Source organism: Streptomyces sp. NPDC093065 (assembly GCF_044754585.1).
Classification (GTDB): domain Bacteria; phylum Actinomycetota; class Actinomycetes; order Streptomycetales; family Streptomycetaceae; genus Streptomyces.
Genome location: NZ_JBIVPJ010000012.1, coordinates 46,755 through 67,256, shown reverse-complemented (window position 1 = coordinate 67,256; position 20,502 = coordinate 46,755). Strand labels below are relative to the sequence as shown.

Sequence of the window (20,502 nt, the reverse complement as noted above, 5' to 3'; positions counted from 1 at the left end):
GGTGTCAGCCGGCCGTGCCCGTCGGGGCCCCGGCGCCGGGGGCCACGTCCCGCAGCAGGCAGGTCAGCCGGGCGGTGCACACCCGGCGGTCCTGCCCGTCGCTGATCACGACCTCGTACGTCGCCGTCGACCGGCCCCGGTGCACCGGCGTGGCCACCCCGGTGACCAGACCGGAGCGGGCGCCGCGGTGGTGGGTGCAGTTCAGGTCGACTCCGACGGCGATCTTGGAGGCGCCGCCGTGCAGCATCGAGCCGACCGACCCGAGCGTCTCGGCCAGCACGGCCGATGCGCCGCCGTGCAGCAGCCCGTACGGCTGGGTGTTGCCCTCCACCGGCATGGTGCCGACGACCCGGTCGGCCGACGCCTCGACGATCTGGACGCCCATGCGCGTCCCCAGATGTCCGGCGGAGAACAGCGCGGGCAGGTCGACGCCGAGCGCGGCGTACTCGTCGATGACCTCCTGCGGGAACTGCACCTGCTGCTGCTCGCCCATGGGCCGGCTCCGTTCGTCTGCGTCGATCCGTCTGTGCGCCCGCCGACCGGTCGCGGTGACCGGTCGGCTGCTTCACCTCGCCTCGCTGAGCAAACGCTCAGTCGGTCGCCGATTGTTCCAGACGGACGACCACGGACTTGCTGGCCGGGGTGTTGCTGGTGTCCGCGGTGGCGTCCAGCGGGACCAGGACGTTGGTCTCCGGGTAGTACGCCGCCGCGCAGCCCCGCGCCGTCGGGTAGTGCACGACGCGGAAACCGGGTGCCCGCCGCTCCACCCCGTCCCGCCACTCGCCGACCAGGTCGACGTACGAGCCGTCCGCGACGTCCAGCTTCCGGGCGTCCTCCGGATTGACCAGGACGACGCGACGGCCGTTCCTGATGCCCCGGTAGCGGTCGTCCAGGCCGTAGATCGTGGTGTTGTACTGGTCGTGCGAACGCAGCGTCTGCAGGAGCAGCCGCCCCTCGGGCAGCTCGGGGAACTCGACCGGCGCGGCGGTGAAGTTGGCCTTCCCGGTGGCCGTCGGGAAGCGACGCTCGTCGCGCGGGGCGTGCGGGAGGGCGAAGCCGCCGGGGTGCGCCACGCGCGCGTTGAAGTCCTCGAAGCCGGGCACGACCCGCCCGATGCGGTCGCGGACCGTCGCGTAGTCCTTCTCGAACTCCTCCCACGGCGTGCGGCTGTCCTCGCCCAGCACCCGGCGCGCCAGCCGGCACACGATCGCGGGCTCGGACAGCAGCTCCCGGCTCGCGGGCTCCAGCCGGCCCCGGGAGGCGTGCACCATGCCCATGGAGTCCTCGACGGTGACGAACTGCTCGCCGCCGCCCTGGACGTCGCGCTCGGTGCGGCCCAGCGTCGGCAGGATCAGGGCGCGTGCGCCCGTGACCGCGTGCGAGCGGTTCAGCTTCGTCGACACGTGCACGGTGAGCCGCGCGCGGCGCATGGCCGCCTCGGTGACCTCCGTGTCGGGGGAGGCGGAGACGAAGTTGCCGCCCATGGCGAAGAACACCTTCGCCTCGCCGTCGCGCAGCGCGCGGATCGCCCGTACGACGTCGTAGCCGTGCTCGCGCGGCGGGGCGAAGCCGAACTCCTTCTCCAGGGCGTCCAGGAAGGCGGGCGCGGGCCGCTCGAAGATGCCCATCGTGCGGTCGCCCTGCACGTTGGAGTGGCCGCGCACCGGGCAGACACCCGAGCCGGGACGGCCGATGTTGCCGCGCAGGAGCAGGAAGTTGACGACCTCGCGGATCGTGGGCACCGAGTGCTTGTGCTGGGTCAGGCCCATCGCCCAGCACACGATGGTGCGCTCCGAGGCGAGCACCATGCGCAGCGCCTCCTCGATCTCCGCGCGCGTGAGACCGGTCGCGGCGAGTGTCTCGTCCCAGTCGGCGGCACGGGCGGCCGCGGCGAACTCCTCGTAGCCGTGCGTGTGTTCCTCGACGAAGGACTCGTCGACCGCGCCCTCGGTCTCCAGGATCAGCTTGTTGAGGAGCCGGAAGAGGGCCTGGTCGCCGCCGAGGCGGATCTGCAGGAACAGGTCGGTGAGGGAGGCGCCCGCGGTGAGCCCCTTGGGGGTCTGCGGGTTCTTGAAGCGCTCCAGGCCGGCCTCGGGCAGCGGATTGACGCTGATGATCCGCGCGCCGTTCGCCTTGGCCTTCTCCAGGGCGGAGAGCATCCGCGGGTGGTTGGTGCCCGGGTTCTGGCCCGCCACGATGATCAGGTCGGACTTGTAGAGGTCCTCCAGCAGGACGCTGCCCTTGCCGACGCCGATGGTCTCGGACAGGGCCGAGCCGGACGACTCGTGGCACATGTTGGAGCAGTCCGGCAGGTTGTTGGTGCCCAGCTCGCGGGCGAAGAGCTGGTAGAGGAACGCCGCCTCGTTGCTGGTGCGCCCCGAGGTGTAGAAGACGGCCTCGTCGGGCGAGCCGAGGGCGGCGATCTCCCCGGCGACGATGTCGAAGGCGCGCTCCCAGGTGACCGGCTCGTAGTGCTCGCCGCCCTCCGGCAGGTACACCGGGTGCGTCAGCCGGCCCTGCTGGCCCAGCCAGTAGCCGCTGCGGGTCGCGAGGTCGGCCACGGGGTGCGCGGCGAAGAACTCCGGGGTGACGCGGCGCAGGGTGGCCTCCTCGGCCACCGCCTTCGCGCCGTTCTCGCAGAACTCCGCCTTGTGCCGGTGGTCGCCCTCCGGCCAGGCGCAGCCCGGGCAGTCGAAGCCGTTCTTCTGGTTGACGCGCAGCAGCGTCAGCGCCGTCCGCTTCACCCCCATCTGCCGCTGCGCGACCCGCAGGGTGTGGCCGATCGCCGGGATGCCCGCCGCCGCGTGCTGGGGCTCCGAGACCTGCGGCGCGTCCTGAACCGGATCACCCTTGGGCGGCTTGGTCGCCATCGCGCGCTCCTTCGCTTACGCGTTGTGAAGTAGGTCTCCGATCCTCGCACGCCCCGCCGACATCGAGACCGCCCGGGCGGGGCGGAGATGGTGAGCAAAGCTTGCGGAACCCGCGGTGTCCCGGTCGCGGGCCCGGCGCGGGGCGATGCGGGAAGCCGCGGAACGGCGAGGGCGGAGCCGACTGTCAGTGGCGCATGGCAGGATCGGAGTCGTGGCGAAGACAGCATCGAAGAAGACCGACAGCACCTCCGGCGGCCGACCGCGGCTCATGCTCATGGACGGGCACTCGCTGGCGTACCGCGCGTTCTTCGCGCTGCCCGCGGAGAACTTCACGACCGCGACGGGCCAGCCGACCAACGCGATCTACGGCTTCGCGTCGATGCTGGCCAACACCCTGCGTGACGAGGCGCCCACGCACTTCGCGGTGGCGTTCGACGTCTCCCGCAAGACCTGGCGGTCCGAGGAGTTCACCGAGTACAAGGCGAACCGCTCCAAGACCCCGGACGAGTTCAAGGGGCAGGTGGAGCTGATCGGCGAGCTGCTCGACTCCATGCACGTGCCCCGTTTCGCCGTCGAGGGCTTCGAGGCGGACGACGTCATCGCCACCCTCGCCACCCAGGCCGAGGCCGAGGGCTTCGACGTGCTGATCGTCACCGGCGACCGGGACTCCTTCCAGCTGGTCAGCGAGCACACCACGGTGCTCTATCCGACCAAGGGCGTCTCCGAGCTGACCCGCTTCACCCCGGAGAAGGTCTTCGAGAAGTACGGACTGACCCCCGCCCAGTACCCCGACTTCGCGGCGCTGCGCGGCGACCCTTCCGACAACCTCCCCGGCATCCCCGGCGTCGGCGAGAAGACGGCCGCGAAGTGGATCAACCAGTTCGGGTCCTTCGCCGAGCTGGTAGAGCGCGTCGACGAGGTCAAGGGCAAGGCCGGGCAGAACCTGCGCGACCACCTGGAGTCCGTCAAGCTCAACCGCCGGCTCACCGAGCTGGAGCGGCGCGTCGAGCTGCCGAGGACGGTCACCGACCTGGAGCGGACCGCGTACGACCGCAAGGGTGTCGCGGTGATCCTGGACACCCTGGAGATCCGCAATCCCTCCCTGCGCGAGCGGCTCTACGCCGTCGACCCGGGCGCCGAGGAGGCCGAGACCGCCCCCGTCGTCGCGGACGGCGTGGAGCTGGACGGCACGGTGCTCGGCACGGGCGAGCTGGCCGGCTGGCTCGCCGGGCACGGAGACCAGCCGCTAGGCGTGGCCACGGTCGACACCTGGGCGCTGGGCACCGGCTCGGTCACCGAGGTCGCGCTGGCCGCGGCCGACGGGAAGGCCGCCTGGTTCGACCCGACGGAGACCGACGAGGCCGACGAGACGGCGTTCCGCGCCTGGCTCGCCGACCCGGACCGGCCGAAGGTCCTGCACAACGCCAAGGGCGCGATGCGCGTCTTCGCCGAGCACGGCTGGAGCGTCGCGGGCGTGGGCATGGACACCGCGCTGGCCGCCTACCTGGTCAAGCCGGGCCGCCGCTCCTTCGATCTGGACGCGCTGTCCCTGGAGTACCTGCACCGCGAGCTGGCCCCCGCCGCCGCGGCCGACGGACAGCTCGCCTTCGGCGCGGACGAGGGCGCCGAGGCCGAGGCGCTGATGGTGCAGGCCCGCGCCGTCCTCGACCTGGGCGAGGCCTTCGAGAGCCGCCTGGCGGACGTCGGCGCCGCAGACCTGCTGCGCGACGTGGAGCTGCCCACCTCCGCGCTGCTCGCCCGCATGGAGCGGCACGGCATCGCGGCCGACCGGGAGCACCTCCAGGCCATGGAGCAGATGTTCGCGGGCGCCGTCCAGCAGGCGGTGAAGGAGGCGCACGCGGCGGCCGGTCGAGAATTCAACCTGGGCTCGCCCAAGCAGCTCCAGGAAGTCCTCTTCGGCGAGCTGAACCTGCCGAAGACCAAGAAGACCAAGACCGGCTACACCACCGACGCCGACGCCCTGGCCTGGCTCGCCGCCCAGACGGACAACGAACTGCCGGTGATCATGCTCCGCCACCGCGAGCAGGCCAAGCTGCGCGTCACGGTCGAGGGCCTGATCAAGACCATCGCCGCGGACGGCCGCATCCACACCACGTTCAACCAGACGGTGGCCGCGACCGGCCGCCTCTCCTCCACGGACCCGAACCTGCAGAACATCCCGGTCCGCACCGACGAGGGCCGCGCCATCCGCCGCGGCTTCGTGGTCGGCGAGGGCTTCGAGTCCCTGATGACGGCCGACTACAGCCAGATCGAGCTGCGGGTGATGGCCCACCTGTCCGAGGACGCGGGCCTGACCGAGGCGTTCACCTCCGGCGAGGACCTGCACACCACCGCCGCGGCCCAGGTCTTCTCCGTCGAGCAGTCGGCCGTGGACGCGGAGATGCGCCGCAAGATCAAGGCCATGTCCTACGGGCTGGCGTACGGCCTGTCCGCCTTCGGTCTCTCCCAGCAGCTCAACATCGAGGCGGCCGAGGCCCGCGGCCTCATGGACGCCTACTTCGAGCGCTTCGGCGGCGTGCGCGACTATCTGCGCCGGGTCGTCGACGAGGCACGGGCCACGGGCTACACGGCGACCCTCTTCGGCCGCCGCCGTTACCTGCCCGACCTCAACAGCGACAACCGCCAGCGCCGCGAGGCGGCCGAGCGCATGGCCCTGAACGCGCCGATCCAGGGCACGGCGGCCGACATCGTCAAGATCGCCATGCTCAACGTGGACAAGGCGCTGCGCGAGGCCGGCCTGGAGTCCCGCATGCTCCTCCAGGTCCACGACGAAATCGTCCTGGAGATCGCCCCGGGCGAGCGCGCGGCGGCGGAGGAACTGGTCCGCCGCGAAATGGCCGACGCGGTACAGCTCAGCGTCCCCCTGGGCGTCTCGGTAGGCGCAGGCCGAGACTGGGAGTCGGCAGCACACTAACCCCTAGTCCGCGGACACCCCTGCTCCCGTTGCCGTTGCCGTTGCCGTTGCCGTTGCCGTTGCCGCTGCCGCGCCGCTGTCGCACAGCCGTCGCTGCTGCCGCCGCTCCTGCCGTCGCTGCGGGCAGTCGTGCCGCTGGGGCGGCACGGGTGGGCGGTGGGGGTACCTCCCAGGCCGTTCAGGCACTGGGGGAGGCACCCCGCAACGCCGGGCCGCGCCCCCGCCCCGCGCCCGCGCCGACGCGGGGCACTCCGCAACGCCGGGCCGCGCACCGCCGGGTGCCCCCGCCGTAGGCCCGTGCTGGGCACACCCCGGCACGGGCCCGCCCCGCAGGAACACCGGCCCCACCCACCAACCCTCCCGACCTGCCCGTTCCCTCACCCCGACCGCCCCCGTCACTCCGCTGGCCCCCGCGGAAACGCCCCGCCCCCGCTCTCCCCAGAGGATGCGGGCATGGGTATACGCATGCTCCACCACCGGACGACACCGGCACGGGCACGCACAGACGGACCCGCCCGCGTGCCACATCTCCCCGTCCCGGTCTTCGCACCGGGCGCAAGTACCGGCCGCACCCCCACCACCCTCACGACGGCCCTGCACCGCACCGCGAAGGGCCTCCGCCGCAGACTCGCCCACCGCCGGGCCCTCGCGGCCTCCACGGCCCGCGCCCCGCACGAGACACCCGCCTGGCAGGTGTGGGCCGACCTGGCCCGCGGTTACCTCGCGCTGGCCCTCACCCTGCTGCCGCGCACCCGCCCCGCCCGCACCTTCACCGTGTTCGTCGCGTCCGCCGACACCCCGGGTGGGCGCCACGGCGGTCCCGCTCCGTACTGAGTACGGCCGCAGGGCCCCGGGGCGCATATGGCCAAGTGGTGAATATCGGGCGTGAACGGGTGCCCGTGCAAAGCAAGTTGTCGTAGGGTCGCCTGCGGCACCGTACGGGTCGAACAGACGATCACCGTGCTCGCAGGAGCGCGGTGCAACCGTCGGTGCCCGTCGATCGTCACAACAGGGCGGTTACAGCGGGTACAACGGGCGAGTACGACAGCAGAAGACGGACGGAGAAGGACGCGCGGGCGTCCAGGGGAGGGGTTCACTCTATGGCGGCGCATTTCGACAGGAGGCTCCGCAAGGCGGCGGTCACCACCACCGTGGCGGCGGTCGCGGTCGCGGCCCTGTCCGCGTCCCAGGCCCCCGACGTGACGGCCGACGGCAACGGCAGACAGACCACCGCCGACAACATGCCGACGTCCGACACGCCCTCCGCGGAGAGCGCCACCGGCAACTCGCCCTACTACACCGACCTGCCGCCCCTCAACAGCCCCAGCCCCGCCCCGACCACGGGCACGCCCACGTCCCTGGGCGCGACCGAGACCGGCATTCCCGCGACCGTCCTCGACGCCTACAAGAAGGCCGAGGCGGAGCTGCGCCGGGCCAAGCCCGGCTGCAACCTGCCCTGGCAACTGCTCGCCGCCATCGGCAAGGTGGAGTCCGGCCAGGCGCGCGGCGGCCGCGTGGACGCGAACGGCACCACGATCGGCAGGATCATCGGCCCGCAGCTGGACGGCAACGGCTTCGCGCTCATCAAGGACACCGACAACGGCGTCTACGACGGCAACAGCAGCTACGACAACGCCGTCGGCCCCATGCAGTTCATCCCGTCCACCTGGGCGTGGGCCGGCCGCGACGGCAACGGCGACGGCAAGGAAGACCCCAACAACGTCTACGACGCCGCACTCGCCGCCGGCCACTACCTGTGCCGCTACGACTGGAACCTGTCCGACCAGGCCGACCTCAACCGCGCGATCCTCAGCTACAACAACTCGCAGGACTACCTGAACACGGTCCTGTCGTGGCTGGAGCACTACCGCAAGGGCACCCACGAGATCCCGGACGGCACCGGCAGCCTCCCGGTCGGCCGCAGCGACGACACCCGCGCGGGCGCCAGTCCCTCGCCGGGCCGCACGGGTGCGAGCTCCCAGGCCCCGGGCGCGTCGACGCCCAGCCCGGACCCGACCCCGAGCAAGCCGCCGGCGTCGGGCGGGCCCACCGGCCCCGGCAGCCCGAGCACCGAACCCCCGACGGACCCCGCACCGCCGACCGGAACCCCCACGCCCACCCCGACGCCCACCGACACCGTTCACCACCTGGAGAACGCCGGCACCAAGGGTCTCACCGCGACCGCGGGCGACACCTTCGCCGAGAAGATCAGCGCCCGTGCCGAGACCGAGGCCGGAGACGCCGTCGGCAAGGTGCGCATCCGCTTCACGGTCCTGGGCGACACGGACGCCACCTTCACCGGCGGCGAGAAGGTCGCCGCGGTCACCACCAACGCCTCGGGCGTGGCCGTGGCGCCCGCGCTGGTGGCGGGCGAGCAGACCGGCGGATTCACCGTCCGCGCCACCGTGATCGGCCGCACCGTCCCGGTCCTGGACTACAAGGCCACCGTCACCGAGCGCGTCGCCGACGCCCTGACCCGCACCACCGAGACGGCGCTGACCTGCACGCCGGGCGGCGAGTTCGCCGACCCGGTCGAGGTGAAGGCCACGCTCAAGGGCGCCGTCGCGGACAAGGTCGCCGTCACCGCCACCCTCGTCAAGTCGGAGACCGACCCGGCCGAGAACGACAAGGGCCCCTACTTCAAGGACGCCGACGGCAAGGCCGTGCGCACCCTGACCGGCCGGAAGACCGACGCCAAGGGCCTGCTGGAGCTGCCGAAGCTGTACGCGGACGACGCCGAGGGCACGTACATCCTCCGGCTCACCACGCCGGGCGGCGGCAAGCTCGACATCACCCTGAAGGTGGCCGAGGCGGCCGAATCCACGCCGGACCCGTCGGCCGACCCGTCCCCGTCCGCCCCGTCCACCGAGCCGTCGACCGAACCGGAGGCGTAGGCACCGGTCGAAGCCCGGCGGGGGCACTCGACCCCCGCCGGACAGCGGTCACTTGGCGAGCCGGGCCTTCGTGTACCGCGTCGGCTCCGCCGTGGCCGGGTCCTCGGGCCACGGGTGCTTCGGGTACCGGCCGCGCAGCTCCGCCCGTACGCCCCTGTAGCCGTCCCTCCAGAACGAGGCCAGGTCGGCCGTGACCGCGGCGGGACGGCCGGCCGGGGAGAGAAGATGCACCAGGAGCGGCACCCCGGCGACCTCCGGTGACCGCTGGAGCCCGAACATCTCCTGCAACTTCACCGCGAGGACGGGCTGTTCGGGGTCGGCATAGTCGATCCGGATCCTGGACCCACTGGGGACGGCGATCCGCTCCGGGGCCAGCTCGTCGAGCCGCCCCGCCTCCCCGGAGGCCCAGGGCAGCAGCCGCGTCAATGCCTGCCCGGTGTCGATCCGCCCCAGGTCGGCCCGTCGCCGCGCCCGGCTCAGCTCGGGCTCCAGCCACTCGTCCGCGCGCGCGAGGAGCGCGTCGTCGCCGACGTCCGGCCAGGGCTCACCGAGATGCATCCGCAGGAACGCGAGCCGCCGGCGCAGCAGGTCGCCGTCGGCCGACCGGCGCAGCAGCCCGAACCCCTCCCGCCGCAAACCCTCCAGCAACGCGCCCCGCACGAGACCGGGGCCGGCGTCGGCGAGGGGCCGCACCGCCAGCTCCACCGCCCCGAGCCGCTCGACGCGCCGGGCCACCACGTCGCCGTCGGCCCAGTGCACCTCGTCCCGTTCCGTCAGCAGCGCCCCGGCCGCGAGCCGGGCGGTGTCCTCGTCGACGACCGCACCGAGCTGCACGCGCGCGTGTCCCCTTCCCACGGGCCGGTCGGCCACGGCGACGGCGATCCACGGCGCCCCGCGCAGCGCCGACGCCTCCGGCAGCTCCGCCCGGGTACCGGACACCATCAGATACGAACCGCCGTCCTTCCTGGCCACCCGCTCGGGGAACGCCAGAGCCGCCACCAGCCCGGCGAGGGCCTCCTCACCGACCCGCTGCCGCCCGCGCCCGCCGTCCCCGCCCTCCACGGCGCCCCGCAGCCGCCGCACCTCGGTCCGCCACCGCGCCCCGTACGCGTCCCCGCCACGCCGGGCCGCCCGCAGCGCGGCCGGAAGATCGTCCCCGTACTCCCGCGGCGCCTCCTCACTCAGCAACCCCACCACCTCGGCGACCGCCTCGGCCGCGTCGCCCCTGGCACCACCACTCAGCTCCGGCGCGTCCAGCAGTGCCCGGCCCAGCCGAGGGTGCAGTCCGAGGCGGGCCAGTCGCACGCCCCGCTCCGTCGCCCGGCCTGCCGGGTCCACCGCGCCGACCGCCTCCAGCACCGACCGGGCGGCCGTCATGGCCCCGCCCGGCGGTGGGTCCAGCAGCGCGAGACCGGACGCGTCCGGATCGCCCCAGCAGGCCGCCTGCAACGCGAACGCCGTCAGGTCGGCCACCTTGATCTCCGGTGCCGGGAACCGCGGCAGACGGGCGTCCTCCGCCTCGGCCCAGCAGCGGTACACCACCCCCGGCGCCTCACGGCCGGCCCGGCCCGCCCGCTGCCCGGCCGCCGCCCGCGACGCCCGTACCGTCGTCAGGGCGCTCAGCCCGCGCGCGTGGTCGACCCGCGGCTCCCGCGCGAGGCCCGCGTCCACGACCACCCGCACGCCCGGAACCGTCAGCGACGACTCGGCCACCGAGGTCGCCAGCACCACCCTGCGGCGCGCCCCGGGTGCCAGTACCGCGTCCTGCACGGCTGCGGGCGCCCGACCGTGCACCTGGAGCACGTCGACGTCCGCGAGCGCCCCCAACTGCCCGGCGACGCGCGAGATCTCACCGACGCCCGGCAGGAAACACAGCACGTCCCCGTCCCGCTCGGCCAGCGCCCGCCGCACCACCGACGCCACGTGCGCGAGCAGCGCGGGGTCCACCCGCATCCCGTGCGGCGGACGCACCGGACGCGCCGGGGGCGCCCACACGACCTCGACGGGACACGACACGCCCCGCGCCTCGACGACCGGCGCGCCGCCCAGCAGCCGGGACCAGCCCTCCGCGTCGGTCGTCGCCGACGCGGCCACCAGCCGCAGCTCGGGACGCAGGGTCTGGCGCACGTCCCACAGGAACGCGGCCGTCGTGTCCGCGTCCAGATGGCGCTCGTGGCACTCGTCCAGCACCACCACGTCGACGCCCGTCAGCTCCTGGTCACGCTGGAGCCGCTGCAGCAGCACACCGGTCGTGACGACCTCCACGCGCGCGTGGCGCCCGACCACCCGCTCCCCGCGCACCGTGTACCCGACACTCGCGCCCGGCCGCTCGCCCAGCAGCCACGCCATCCGCCGCGCCGCCGCCCGCGCCGCGATCCGCCGCGGCTCGGCCACGACCACGCGCCGCGCGGGAGCCTCGTCCCCGCCCAGCAGCCCGGCCAGGGCCAGCGGCACCAGCGTCGTCTTGCCGGTGCCGGGCGGCGCGACCAGCACCGCCGTGCCGTGCCCCTCCAGGGCGTCGTGCAGCGCGGGCAGGGCACCGCGCACGGGCAGCGCGTCCAGGGCGTCGTAACGGATCACGACCCCAGTGTCGTACGCCGGCGAAACCGCCCTCCACGCGCGCGTGACAGGGCGCCCTTCGCCCGGGTCGGCACGGTCCGGCTCAGTCCCGTTCGCAGACGAAGATCGCCGTCCCCGGGATCAGGTGCCCGCGCAGCGGTGACCAGCCGCCCCACTCCGAGGTGTTCCAGTCCGGCCACTCCGGCTCCACGAGGTCCACCAGCCGGAACCCCGACGTCACCACGTCCCGCACCCGGTCGCCGAGCGTCCTGTGGTGCTCGACGTACACCGCGAGGCCCTCGTCGTCCTGCTCCACGTACGGCGTGCGGTCGAAGTACGACGCCGACACCGACAGCCCCTCGGGTCCCGGCTCATCCGGGAACGCCCAGCGCAGCGGATGCGTGACCGAGAAGACGAAGCGGCCGCCGGGACGCAGCACCCGGCGCACCTCCCGCAGCACCAGCCGCGGGTCGGCGACGAACGGCAGAGCCCCGTACGCCGAGCACGCCAGGTCGAACGAGCCGTCCGCGAAGGGCAGCACGGTCGCGTCGGCGCACACCAGGGGGAACGCGGAGCCGATGCGCAGGGCGTGCTGGAGCTGGCGGTGGGAGAGGTCGAGGGCCACCGGGCGGGCGCCCTGGGCGGTCAGCCACCGCGAGCACTGGGCGGCGCCGGCGCCGATCTCCAGGACGTCCCTGCCCTTCAGGTCCTCCGGCGGGCCGAGCAGTTCGGCCTCCACCTCGTCCAGGCCCTCGGGACACCACACGAAGCGGTCGTCGCCGAGGAAGGTGCCGTGCTCGGTCTGGTACTCGTCCGCGTTCCGGTCCCACCAGCCGCGGTTGGCTCGGGAACTCTCCGTGACACCGGCGGCACGCCGGGTGGCCTCGGGCTCGGATCCTTCGGCTCCCTCGGCCCCGGACGCGGCCTCGGACGTTACGGGCTCTTGGATGACCGGCTCCCTCGTACTAGTCTGCGGGCTCTTCCGTGCCGCCCGCCCCGCGTGTCACGCACGAGGCATCCAGGGGTCCGTGTGGCCTCCGGAGGCGGCTTTTGTGCCGGGTATGCGAGGATCCGCCCCGGGTGTGCGGCTTCGTGCATTGACCCTGCCCGGCTGCCCCCGTATGCTACAAGTTGCGCTGCGGGCCTGCGCACCTCAGACGTAGCAGGTCGCGCTCGCATCTGTTGTATGTCCCCTCGGTTCTCGAGGCGTCACCAGTGGATTTCGGTGACGCTTCCTTGGCTGTCCGGCTTCTTCAGAGCGAAACGGGCTCCCGGCGTAAGCAGTACCTACGACTTCAATGTCCGTACCGGAGCCCTTTCCCACATGACGAGCAGCACCGAGACCACCGCCACCACCCCGCAGGTTGCGGTCAACGACATCGGTAACGAGGAAGCCTTCCTCGCCGCGATCGACGAGACGATCAAGTACTTCAACGACGGCGACATCGTCGACGGCGTCATCGTGAAGGTCGACCGGGACGAGGTCCTGCTCGACATCGGTTACAAGACCGAAGGTGTCATCCCGAGCCGCGAGCTCTCGATCAAGCACGACGTCGACCCCAACGAGGTCGTCGCCGTCGGTGACGAGATCGAGGCCCTGGTCCTCCAGAAGGAGGACAAGGAAGGCCGCCTGATCCTCTCGAAGAAGCGCGCCCAGTACGAGCGTGCCTGGGGCACCATCGAGAAGATCAAGGAAGAGGACGGCATCGTCACCGGTACCGTCATCGAGGTCGTCAAGGGTGGTCTCATCCTCGACATCGGCCTCCGCGGCTTCCTCCCGGCCTCCCTGGTCGAGATGCGCCGCGTCCGCGACCTCCAGCCCTACGTGGGCAAGGAGCTCGAGGCGAAGATCATCGAGCTGGACAAGAACCGCAACAACGTGGTCCTGTCCCGCCGTGCCTGGCTGGAGCAGACCCAGTCCGAGGTCCGCCAGACGTTCCTCACCACCCTCCAGAAGGGTCAGGTCCGTTCCGGCGTCGTCTCCTCGATCGTCAACTTCGGTGCCTTCGTGGACCTGGGTGGCGTCGACGGTCTGGTCCACGTCTCCGAGCTGTCCTGGAAGCACATCGACCACCCGTCCGAGGTTGTCGAGGTCGGCCAGGAGGTCACCGTCGAGGTCCTCGACGTCGACATGGACCGCGAGCGTGTCTCCCTGTCGCTGAAGGCGACCCAGGAAGACCCGTGGCAGCAGTTCGCCCGCACCCACCAGATCGGCCAGGTCGTGCCCGGCAAGGTCACGAAGCTGGTTCCGTTCGGTGCGTTCGTCCGCGTGGACGAGGGCATCGAGGGTCTGGTCCACATCTCCGAGCTGGCCGAGCGCCACGTGGAGATCCCGGAGCAGGTCGTTCAGGTCAACGACGAGATCTTCGTCAAGGTCATCGACATCGACCTCGAGCGCCGTCGCATCAGCCTCTCGCTGAAGCAGGCCAACGAGGCCTTCGGTGCCGACCCGTCGGCGGTCGAGTTCGACCCGACCCTGTACGGCATGGCCGCGTCCTACGACGACCAGGGCAACTACATCTACCCCGAGGGCTTCGACCCCGAGACCAACGACTGGCTCGAGGGCTACGAGACCCAGCGCGAGGCCTGGGAGACGCAGTACGCCGAGGCCCAGCAGCGCTTCGAGCAGCACCAGGCGCAGGTCATCAAGTCCCGCGAGGCGGACGAGAAGGCCGCTGCCGAGGGTGTCGACACCGCGGGTGCGGCCCCGGCCGCGTCCGGTGGTGGTGGCGGCGGCTCGTACTCCTCCGAGGGCGGCGACAACTCCGGCGCCCTGGCGTCGGACGAGGCGCTGGCCGCGCTGCGCGAGAAGCTGGCCGGCGGCCAGAGCTGAAGCTCTGAACACCGGCCGCTGACACACAGCGGTTGAAGCACAGCGGTTGACCGAGGGGCCGCACCTTCCGAGGTGCGGCCCCTTCGGTGTGTTCCTCCGGGCCGGTGTGTTCCTCCGGGCCTGCCGGGTGTGCCGCTTCGGGAATGCCCCACCCCGCAAGGGCGTTGTCACCTGTGAACACGAGGAGGGGAGCGGTCACTGTGCTTGATCCGCAGGATTTGTACGCCTGGGAGCCGAAGGGCCTTGCCGTCGTCGACATGGCACTCGCCCAGGAGTCGGCCGGACTGGTCATGCTGTACCACTTCGACGGATACATCGACGCGGGCGAGACCGGCGACCAGATCGTCGACCAGGTGCTCGACTCGCTGCCCCACCAGGTCGTCGCCCGCTTCGACCACGACCGGCTCGTGGACTACCGGGCGCGTCGGCCGCTGCTGACCTTCAAGCGCGACACCTGGGCGGACTACGAGGAACCCACCATCGAGGTGCGGCTCGTCCAGGACGCCACCGGGGCGCCCTTCCTGCTCCTGTCGGGCCCCGAGCCGGACGTGGAGTGGGAGCGCTTCGCCGCCGCCGTGCGCCAGATCGTGGAGCGGCTCGGCGTGCGTCTGTCGGTGAGCTTCCACGGCATCCCCATGGGCGTCCCGCACACCCGGCCCGTCGGCATCACCCCGCACGGCACCCGCACGGATCTCGTGCCGGGCCACCGCAGCCCCTTCGAGGAGGCGCAGGTTCCGGGCAGTGCGGAGGCGCTCGTCGAGTACCGGCTCGCGCAGGCCGGCCACGACGTGCTCGGCGTCGCCGCGCACGTCCCGCACTACATCGCCCGCTCCCCGTACCCGGACGCGGCGCTGACCGTCCTGGAGGCGATCACCGCGGCGACCGGCCTGGTGCTGCCGGGCATCGCCCACTCCCTGCGCACCGACGCCCACCGCACCCAGACGGAGATCGACCGGCAGATCCAGGAGGGCGACGAGGAGCTCACCGCCCTCGTCCAGGGCCTGGAGCACCAGTACGACGCGGCCGCGGGCGCCGAGACCCGGGGCAACATGCTCGCCGAGCCCGTCGACATCCCCTCCGCGGACGAGATCGGCCGCGAGTTCGAACGGTTCCTGGCGGAGCGGGAGGGCGACAACTGACGCCCCGACCGGCACCCTCTAAGCTTCCGCTCATGCTGAAGGTGGGCCTGACCGGCGGTATCGGTGCCGGCAAGAGCGAAGTGTCCCGGCTCCTCGTCGAGCACGGCGCGGTACTGATCGACGCCGACCGGATCGCGCGCGAGGTCGTCGCCCCCGGGACACCGGGGCTCGCCGCGGTCGTGGAGGCGTTCGGCGAGGACGTCCTCGCCGAGGACGGCAGCCTGGACCGGCCGAAACTGGGCTCGATCGTCTTCGCCGACCCGGAGAAGCTGGCCGTCCTGAACGGCATCGTGCACCCCCTGGTCGGTGAGCGCTCCCGCGCCCTGGAGGAGGCCGCCGCCGAGGACGCCGTCGTCGTCCACGACGTCCCCCTGCTCACGGAGAACGGCCTCGCCGCGCTGTACGACCTGGTGGTCGTCGTGGACGCCGGCCCCGCCACCCAGCTCGACCGGCTGGTACGGCTGCGCGGCATGACCGAGCAGGACGCGCGGGCGCGCATGGCCGCCCAGGCGACGCGCGAGCAGCGCCGAGAGATCGCGGACGTGGTCGTCGACAACGACGTACCGCTCGAGGAGCTGCGCCGTCGCGTCACGGAGGTGTGGGCCGAACTGGTGCGCAAGGCGCACGAGCAACGGCACGCGGAACAGCACGCCGAGCGGCGCACGGAATAGCGGTCCCCGCACGTGCGTTGTTCCCTTCCAGCGAGGGAAGGACTCTGCCGTGCCCGAGACAAGCGGTTCGACCGGACGTACGCCGGAGACGAACGTCATCGACTTCCGTGCCGCCGAGCAACTGCTCGCTGCGCGGGACCCGCGCGGCGCGGTGAAGCTCCTCGACGGGGTCATCGGCGCCCATCCCGAGAACACCGCCGCGCGGATGCTGCGTGCGCGTGCCTTCTTCGCCGCGGCGCAACTGCGACCGGCCGAGCTGGAGTTCACCATCGTCCTGGAGCGCGAGCCGGACAACGCGTTCGCGCACTTCGCACTCGCCCGCACCTACGAGCGCCGGGGCTGCCCGGACCAGGCCCGGCGCCACTTCCGGCTGGCGGCGGCGCTGGACCCGAACCCGGAGTATCTGCAGCAGGCCCGCTTCGACTCCTGACGGCCGCCGCTGTGCGACGTGAGGACGGCCCGGGGGACGGCCGGTCGGCGGGACGGTCAGCGCTTCGGCGGCAGGTACGGCGGGATGTTCCGGCCCGGCTGGTAGTGCGGGCCCTGGCGGATGTGCCGGAGGACCACGGCCAGGTCGACCGTGACGATCAGCCACAGCACACCGCAGGCGAGCGCCCATCCGAACCGTCCCGTGAGCGCGAAGGCGGCCGTGCCGAAGATCGCCCAGACCAGCCCCCACAGACTCAGCCAGAACCGCGCCCGCAGGGCACTGCGCGCGGTGGTCGGTTCACTGCCCGTACGCATGGGTTCACCACTCCTGCAACGAACGTACTCCGGCGGCCCGCGAGGGGGAAGCGAGGCGTACCGCCGGGCCTGCCGCACCACGAGACCGGGTGCTTTCACTCGGTCGGGTGAATCGGGGCCGGAAGGGAACGGGCGTACGGATGCGGTCCGTTGGACGGGCATGGAGCTGAAAATGCGAGAGGGACACCAGGGCACGGGACCCGGCGCCATCACCCCGGACGGCTGCGCGGTCGAGCTCTATTCGCGGCTGCCCGCGGGAGCCGAGCCGGAGATCGTCGCCGCCGCCGTGCCCGAGGGCGCGCGGGTGCTGGAGCTGGGCAGTGGTGTGGGACGCATGACCCACCCCCTGCTGGAGCGGGGCCTCACCGTCACCGCGGTGGACGAGTCCGCCGAGATGCTGGAGCGCGTGCAGGGGGCGCGCACCATATGCAGCCCGATCGAGGACCTCGACCTCGACGAGCGCTTCGACGCGGTGATGCTCGCGTCGTTCCTCGTACACGCGGGGGACGCCGAGGTGCGGAGAGGGCTGCTGCGCACCTGCGTCCGGCACGTCGCGGCGGACGGCTGTGTACTGATCCAGCGAGAGGGGGCGGACTACCACACGAATCTGCCGCGTGAGCGGGTGGACCCCAGCGGTTTCACGGTCCGGATCCTGTCGGCGGACCCGGTGGGGGACGGGGTCAACTCGGTCCGGGCCGAGTACGAGTTCCCGGACGCGGTCTGGACGCAGACCTTCCGGGCCCGGCCGCTGTCCAGGGAGCAGTTCGAGGAGGCGCTCGGGGAGGCGGGACTCGCGGTGGACCGGTACCTCACCGACGACGGGACGTGGGTGAGAGCCGTGCCCGTGCGGCAGGGGTAGCGGCCAGAGCGGGGGCGGAGGAAGGCATCGGTCCGGCGATGAGTTCCGGGTCGGCGAGCGGTCTGGATCCCGACAGCAGCACGGACCACTCAGCCCGGGAGACCGCCATGTCCGAGACCACCACTTCCCCCACCACCGCCCTGCCGGCCCGCGGGCGTGGACCCCGGGTCGCCCTGCGCGTCGTGCAGGTGCTCCTCGCACTGTTCTTCGCCGTCGCCAGTGCCCTGCCCAAGCTGATCGGACACTCCTCGGCGGCCGACACCTTCGCCGAGATGGGCTGGGGCGACGCGGGCATGTACGCGATCGGTGCCCTTGAGCTGGCGGGAGCGGTGGCCCTCGTGGTCCCGGTGCTGCAGTCGGTGGCGGCGACGGCACTGAGCGCGCTGATGGTGGGCGCGTTCGTCGTCCAGCTCACCTACTTCGACGGTGAGAACGCGGCGACACCGCTCATCCTGATGGTGCCGCTCCTGATCGTCGCCCGGGTCCGCCGGGGGCACAACGAGGAGCTGCGCCGCCTGGCGCGGCAGTGGGTCCGAAGGGGCTGACCGAGCGTGGCCGCGCCACGGCCGGGCTCAGGGCCTGCCCCCGGCGTCCCTCCGAGAGCTGCTCAGGCCCTCCAGCCCGCGCAGCCGCTCCATGTCGCGGCGATCGCGCTTGGTCGGGCGGCCGGTGCCGCGGTCGCGGATGCCGGCCGGGGCGACCGCCTCGCGGGGCGGGGGCGGCGGGGAGTTGTCGATGTAGCACTGGACGGCGACCGGGGCACCCACTCGCTTGCGGATCAGCCGCTTCACGACGACGACGCGTTCCCGGCCCTCCTGCCGCAGGCGCACCTCGTCACCGACGCGGAGCGAGTACGCGGGTTTCACCCGCTCGCCGTTCACCCGGACATGGCCGCCGCGGCAGGCGGTGGCGCCCAGGGAGCGGGTCTTGATCAGGCGGACGGCCCAGATCCAGCTGTCCACGCGGACGCTCTCGCCGTTCTGCGGCCCGGCCGCCTCGGCGGCGGCGACCGCCGCGGCGGTCTTCGGGTCCGGTGTCCCGGCGGCGGGAGCGGCACCGTCCCGCGGGGCGGCCGCTCGGCCGTTTCCGCCTTCGTCATGCTCGGAAGCCATGCCTCGACCTTAACCGCCCGGCACGACTGCACGGGCGGGGATTTCCCCGGCCGACGGCCGGCCCGGTCCGGGGGCCGGAGCCCCGGCGTGGCACTCGCGGGCCGGGGACGGTCTTACGGTGGACGCATGGACACCGGTGGCCTCTGCGTACTCGACCAGCGCATCGCGGGCTGCCGGGCCTGCCCGAGGCTGGTCGAGTGGCGGGAGGAGGTGGCCCGTACCAAGCGGGCGGCGTTCGCCGACTGGACGTACTGGGGCAGGCCGGTACCCGGCTTCGGCCCGCCGGACGCGCGGCTGCTGATCGTCGGGCTGGCCCCCGCCGCCCACGGCGGCAACCGCACCGGCCGGATGTTCACCGGCGACCGTTCCGGGGACGTCCTCTACCAGGCGCTGTACGACGTGGGCCTCGCCTCGCAGCCCACCGCGGTCCGCGTGGACGACGGCCTGGAACTGTACGGCGTGCGCGTCACCTCGCCGGTGCACTGCGCCCCGCCCGCCAACAAGCCCACCCCGGCCGAGCGGGACACCTGCCGGGCCTGGCTGGTGCAGGAGCTCGAGCTGCTGCGGCCGACGCTGCGGGCGGTGGTCGTCCTCGGTGCCTTCGGCTGGCAGGCCGTACTGCCCGCGTTCGCCGGGGCGGGCTGGACGGTGCCCCGACCCCGCCCGCCCTTCGCGCACGGCGCACGCGTGAGGCTGGACGCTGCCGACGGACCGGACCTGCACCTCTTCGGCTGCTTCCACGTCAGTCAGCGCAACACCTTCACCGGCCGGCTCACCCCCGAGATGCTGCGCGACGTGCTGCGCACGGCGGCGGAGACGGCGGGCCTGCCCGTCCGGTGACCGGTGACGCCCCCGTCCAAAAGCGGGTGAGTACCCCCGACCGACACGGTTACGGTGCTCCGATGGGCCTGTATCCGGAGATCGAACCGTACGACCACGGCATGCTCGACGTCGGCGACGGCAACCACGTCTACTGGGAGACCTGCGGAAACCCGCACGGCAAGCCTGCGCTGGTACTGCACGGCGGACCGGGCAGTCGCGCGAGTCCGGGCCTGAGGCGGTACTTCGATCCCACCGCCTACCGGATCGTCCTGCTCGACCAGCGGGGCGCCGGACGGTCGTTGCCCCGCGCGAGTGCCCACGACACCGACATGAGCGTCAACACGACCCCCCACCTCATGGCCGACCTGGAGCGACTGCGGGCCCACCTGGGCATCGAGCGGTGGCTGGTGTGGGGTGTGTCGTGGGGCTCCGTCCTGGGCCTGCGGTACGCGCAGGCGCACCCCGGGGCGGTGACCGAGCTGGTGCTGACCGGCGTCGCCACCGGCTCCGACCCGGAAGTGGCCCTTCTGACCCGCGGGCTGGGGAACGTCTTCCCGGAGGCCCACGAGCGGTTCCTCGCCGAGCTGCCCCCGGACGAACGCGACGGCAACCTGGCGGCCGCGTACAACCGCCTGCTGGAGTCGCCCGACGCGGCGGTGCGGGAACGGGCCGCGCGGGCCTGGACCGACTGGGAGACGGCGACGATCCCGGCACCACCCGGCTCGGTCGCCCGGTTCCGGGACCCGGAGTTCCGGATGGGCTTCGCGCGTACCGTCACGCACTACTGGGGCAACGACCACTTCCTCGGTGACGGCAACGACGCGGGCGTGGTCCTCAGGGACGCGCACCTGCTGAAGGGCGTCCCCGGCACGCTGGTCCAGGGCAGCCTCGACTTCGGCAACCTCCTCGGCATCGTCTGGCGCCTCCACCACGCCTGGCCGGACAGCGAACTGGTGGTCGTGGACGAGGCCGGGCACGACGCCGGAGCGGCCGGCGACGAGGCCCTGATCGCGGCGACGGACAAGTACGCGCGCGGTGACACCGGGGTGTGAGGAACGCGCTGG

General features: G+C 72.7%; 17 protein-coding genes. 11 read left to right on the top strand and 6 right to left on the bottom strand.

From position 1 onward, the window contains the following. Nucleotides 1–4: 4 nt before the first annotated feature. Both ACIQFU_RS21415 and ACIQFU_RS21410 read right to left on the bottom strand, forming a co-directional pair. A complete protein-coding gene (locus tag ACIQFU_RS21415) occupies nucleotides 5–493 on the bottom strand; it encodes a PaaI family thioesterase (RefSeq protein ID WP_402553544.1) in 489 nt (162 codons plus the stop codon). 97 nt (nucleotides 494–590) lie between these two features. Then, entirely contained in the window at nucleotides 591–2,870 is a 2,280-nt protein-coding gene (locus tag ACIQFU_RS21410) for an FdhF/YdeP family oxidoreductase (RefSeq protein WP_402553543.1), read from the bottom strand. 211 nt (nucleotides 2,871–3,081) lie between these two features. On the opposite strand from ACIQFU_RS21410, the gene polA reads away from it, so the two are divergent. The 3 genes from polA to ACIQFU_RS21395 all read left to right on the top strand — a co-directional run bounded on the left by polA (nucleotide 3,082) and on the right by ACIQFU_RS21395 (nucleotide 8,699). Next, nucleotides 3,082–5,805, top strand: coding sequence for a DNA polymerase I (gene polA, locus ACIQFU_RS21405; RefSeq protein WP_402553541.1), 2,724 nt, complete (start codon nucleotides 3,082–3,084; stop codon nucleotides 5,803–5,805). 519 nt (nucleotides 5,806–6,324) lie between these two features. Continuing rightward, nucleotides 6,325–6,639: a hypothetical protein gene (locus ACIQFU_RS21400; protein ID WP_402553540.1), complete on the top strand. Its 315-nt coding sequence runs from the start codon at nucleotides 6,325–6,327 to the stop codon at nucleotides 6,637–6,639. A 266-nt stretch (nucleotides 6,640–6,905) separates the two neighbouring features. Beyond that, nucleotides 6,906–8,699: a lytic transglycosylase domain-containing protein gene (locus ACIQFU_RS21395; protein WP_402553538.1), complete on the top strand. Its 1,794-nt coding sequence runs from the start codon at nucleotides 6,906–6,908 to the stop codon at nucleotides 8,697–8,699. Nucleotides 8,700–8,747: 48 nt separating this feature from the next. Here ACIQFU_RS21395 and hrpB read toward each other — a convergent pair whose 3' ends face one another. After that, nucleotides 8,748–11,279 carry an ATP-dependent helicase HrpB gene (gene hrpB / locus ACIQFU_RS21390; RefSeq protein WP_402553537.1) on the bottom strand — a complete coding sequence of 844 codons (2,532 nt, stop codon included), beginning with the start codon at nucleotides 11,277–11,279 and terminating at the stop codon, nucleotides 8,748–8,750. A gap of 82 nt (nucleotides 11,280–11,361) precedes the next feature. Next, nucleotides 11,362–12,024 carry a class I SAM-dependent methyltransferase gene (locus tag ACIQFU_RS21385; protein ID WP_402553535.1) on the bottom strand — a complete coding sequence of 221 codons (663 nt, stop codon included), beginning with the start codon at nucleotides 12,022–12,024 and terminating at the stop codon, nucleotides 11,362–11,364. 558 nt (nucleotides 12,025–12,582) lie between these two features. Here ACIQFU_RS21385 and rpsA point away from each other — a divergent pair. From rpsA to ACIQFU_RS21365, 4 genes are all read left to right on the top strand, one after another. Further along, a complete protein-coding gene (gene rpsA, locus ACIQFU_RS21380) occupies nucleotides 12,583–14,091 on the top strand; it encodes a 30S ribosomal protein S1 (RefSeq protein ID WP_373902114.1) in 1,509 nt (502 codons plus the stop codon). A 200-nt stretch (nucleotides 14,092–14,291) separates the two neighbouring features. After that, entirely contained in the window at nucleotides 14,292–15,230 is a 939-nt protein-coding gene (locus ACIQFU_RS21375) for a PAC2 family protein (protein WP_402553533.1), read from the top strand. Between the two features lie 32 nt (nucleotides 15,231–15,262). Beyond that, nucleotides 15,263–15,901: a dephospho-CoA kinase gene (gene coaE / locus ACIQFU_RS21370; RefSeq protein WP_402553532.1), complete on the top strand. Its 639-nt coding sequence runs from the start codon at nucleotides 15,263–15,265 to the stop codon at nucleotides 15,899–15,901. 49 nt (nucleotides 15,902–15,950) lie between these two features. Beyond that, entirely contained in the window at nucleotides 15,951–16,331 is a 381-nt protein-coding gene (locus ACIQFU_RS21365) for a tetratricopeptide repeat protein (protein WP_402553530.1), read from the top strand. Between the two features lie 56 nt (nucleotides 16,332–16,387). On the opposite strand, the gene ACIQFU_RS21360 is transcribed toward ACIQFU_RS21365, so the two are convergent. After that, nucleotides 16,388–16,645: a DUF6343 family protein gene (locus ACIQFU_RS21360; protein WP_402553529.1), complete on the bottom strand. Its 258-nt coding sequence runs from the start codon at nucleotides 16,643–16,645 to the stop codon at nucleotides 16,388–16,390. A gap of 172 nt (nucleotides 16,646–16,817) precedes the next feature. Between ACIQFU_RS21360 and ACIQFU_RS21355 the strand changes: the two genes are divergently transcribed. Next, complete coding sequence (locus ACIQFU_RS21355) at nucleotides 16,818–17,504, top strand: class I SAM-dependent methyltransferase (protein ID WP_402553527.1); 687 nt, start codon at nucleotides 16,818–16,820, stop codon at nucleotides 17,502–17,504. A 107-nt stretch (nucleotides 17,505–17,611) separates the two neighbouring features. Continuing rightward, a complete protein-coding gene (locus ACIQFU_RS21350; RefSeq protein ID WP_402553525.1) occupies nucleotides 17,612–18,049 on the top strand; it encodes a DoxX family protein in 438 nt (145 codons plus the stop codon). A 27-nt stretch (nucleotides 18,050–18,076) separates the two neighbouring features. Here ACIQFU_RS21350 and ACIQFU_RS21345 read toward each other — a convergent pair whose 3' ends face one another. Further along, nucleotides 18,077–18,616 (bottom strand): RNA-binding S4 domain-containing protein, encoded by a 540-nt coding sequence (locus tag ACIQFU_RS21345; protein ID WP_402553523.1) that lies wholly within the window; start codon nucleotides 18,614–18,616, stop codon nucleotides 18,077–18,079. Nucleotides 18,617–18,742: 126 nt separating this feature from the next. On the opposite strand from ACIQFU_RS21345, the gene ACIQFU_RS21340 reads away from it, so the two are divergent. Together ACIQFU_RS21340 and pip are read left to right on the top strand one after the other, a co-directional pair. Beyond that, the gene (locus tag ACIQFU_RS21340; RefSeq protein ID WP_402553521.1) at nucleotides 18,743–19,456 is read left to right on the top strand and encodes a uracil-DNA glycosylase; all 714 of its coding nucleotides are present in this window, start codon (nucleotides 18,743–18,745) and stop codon (nucleotides 19,454–19,456) included. A 62-nt stretch (nucleotides 19,457–19,518) separates the two neighbouring features. After that, nucleotides 19,519–20,490 carry a prolyl aminopeptidase gene (gene pip, locus ACIQFU_RS21335; protein WP_402553520.1) on the top strand — a complete coding sequence of 324 codons (972 nt, stop codon included), beginning with the start codon at nucleotides 19,519–19,521 and terminating at the stop codon, nucleotides 20,488–20,490. Nucleotides 20,491–20,502: the final 12 nt, after the last annotated feature.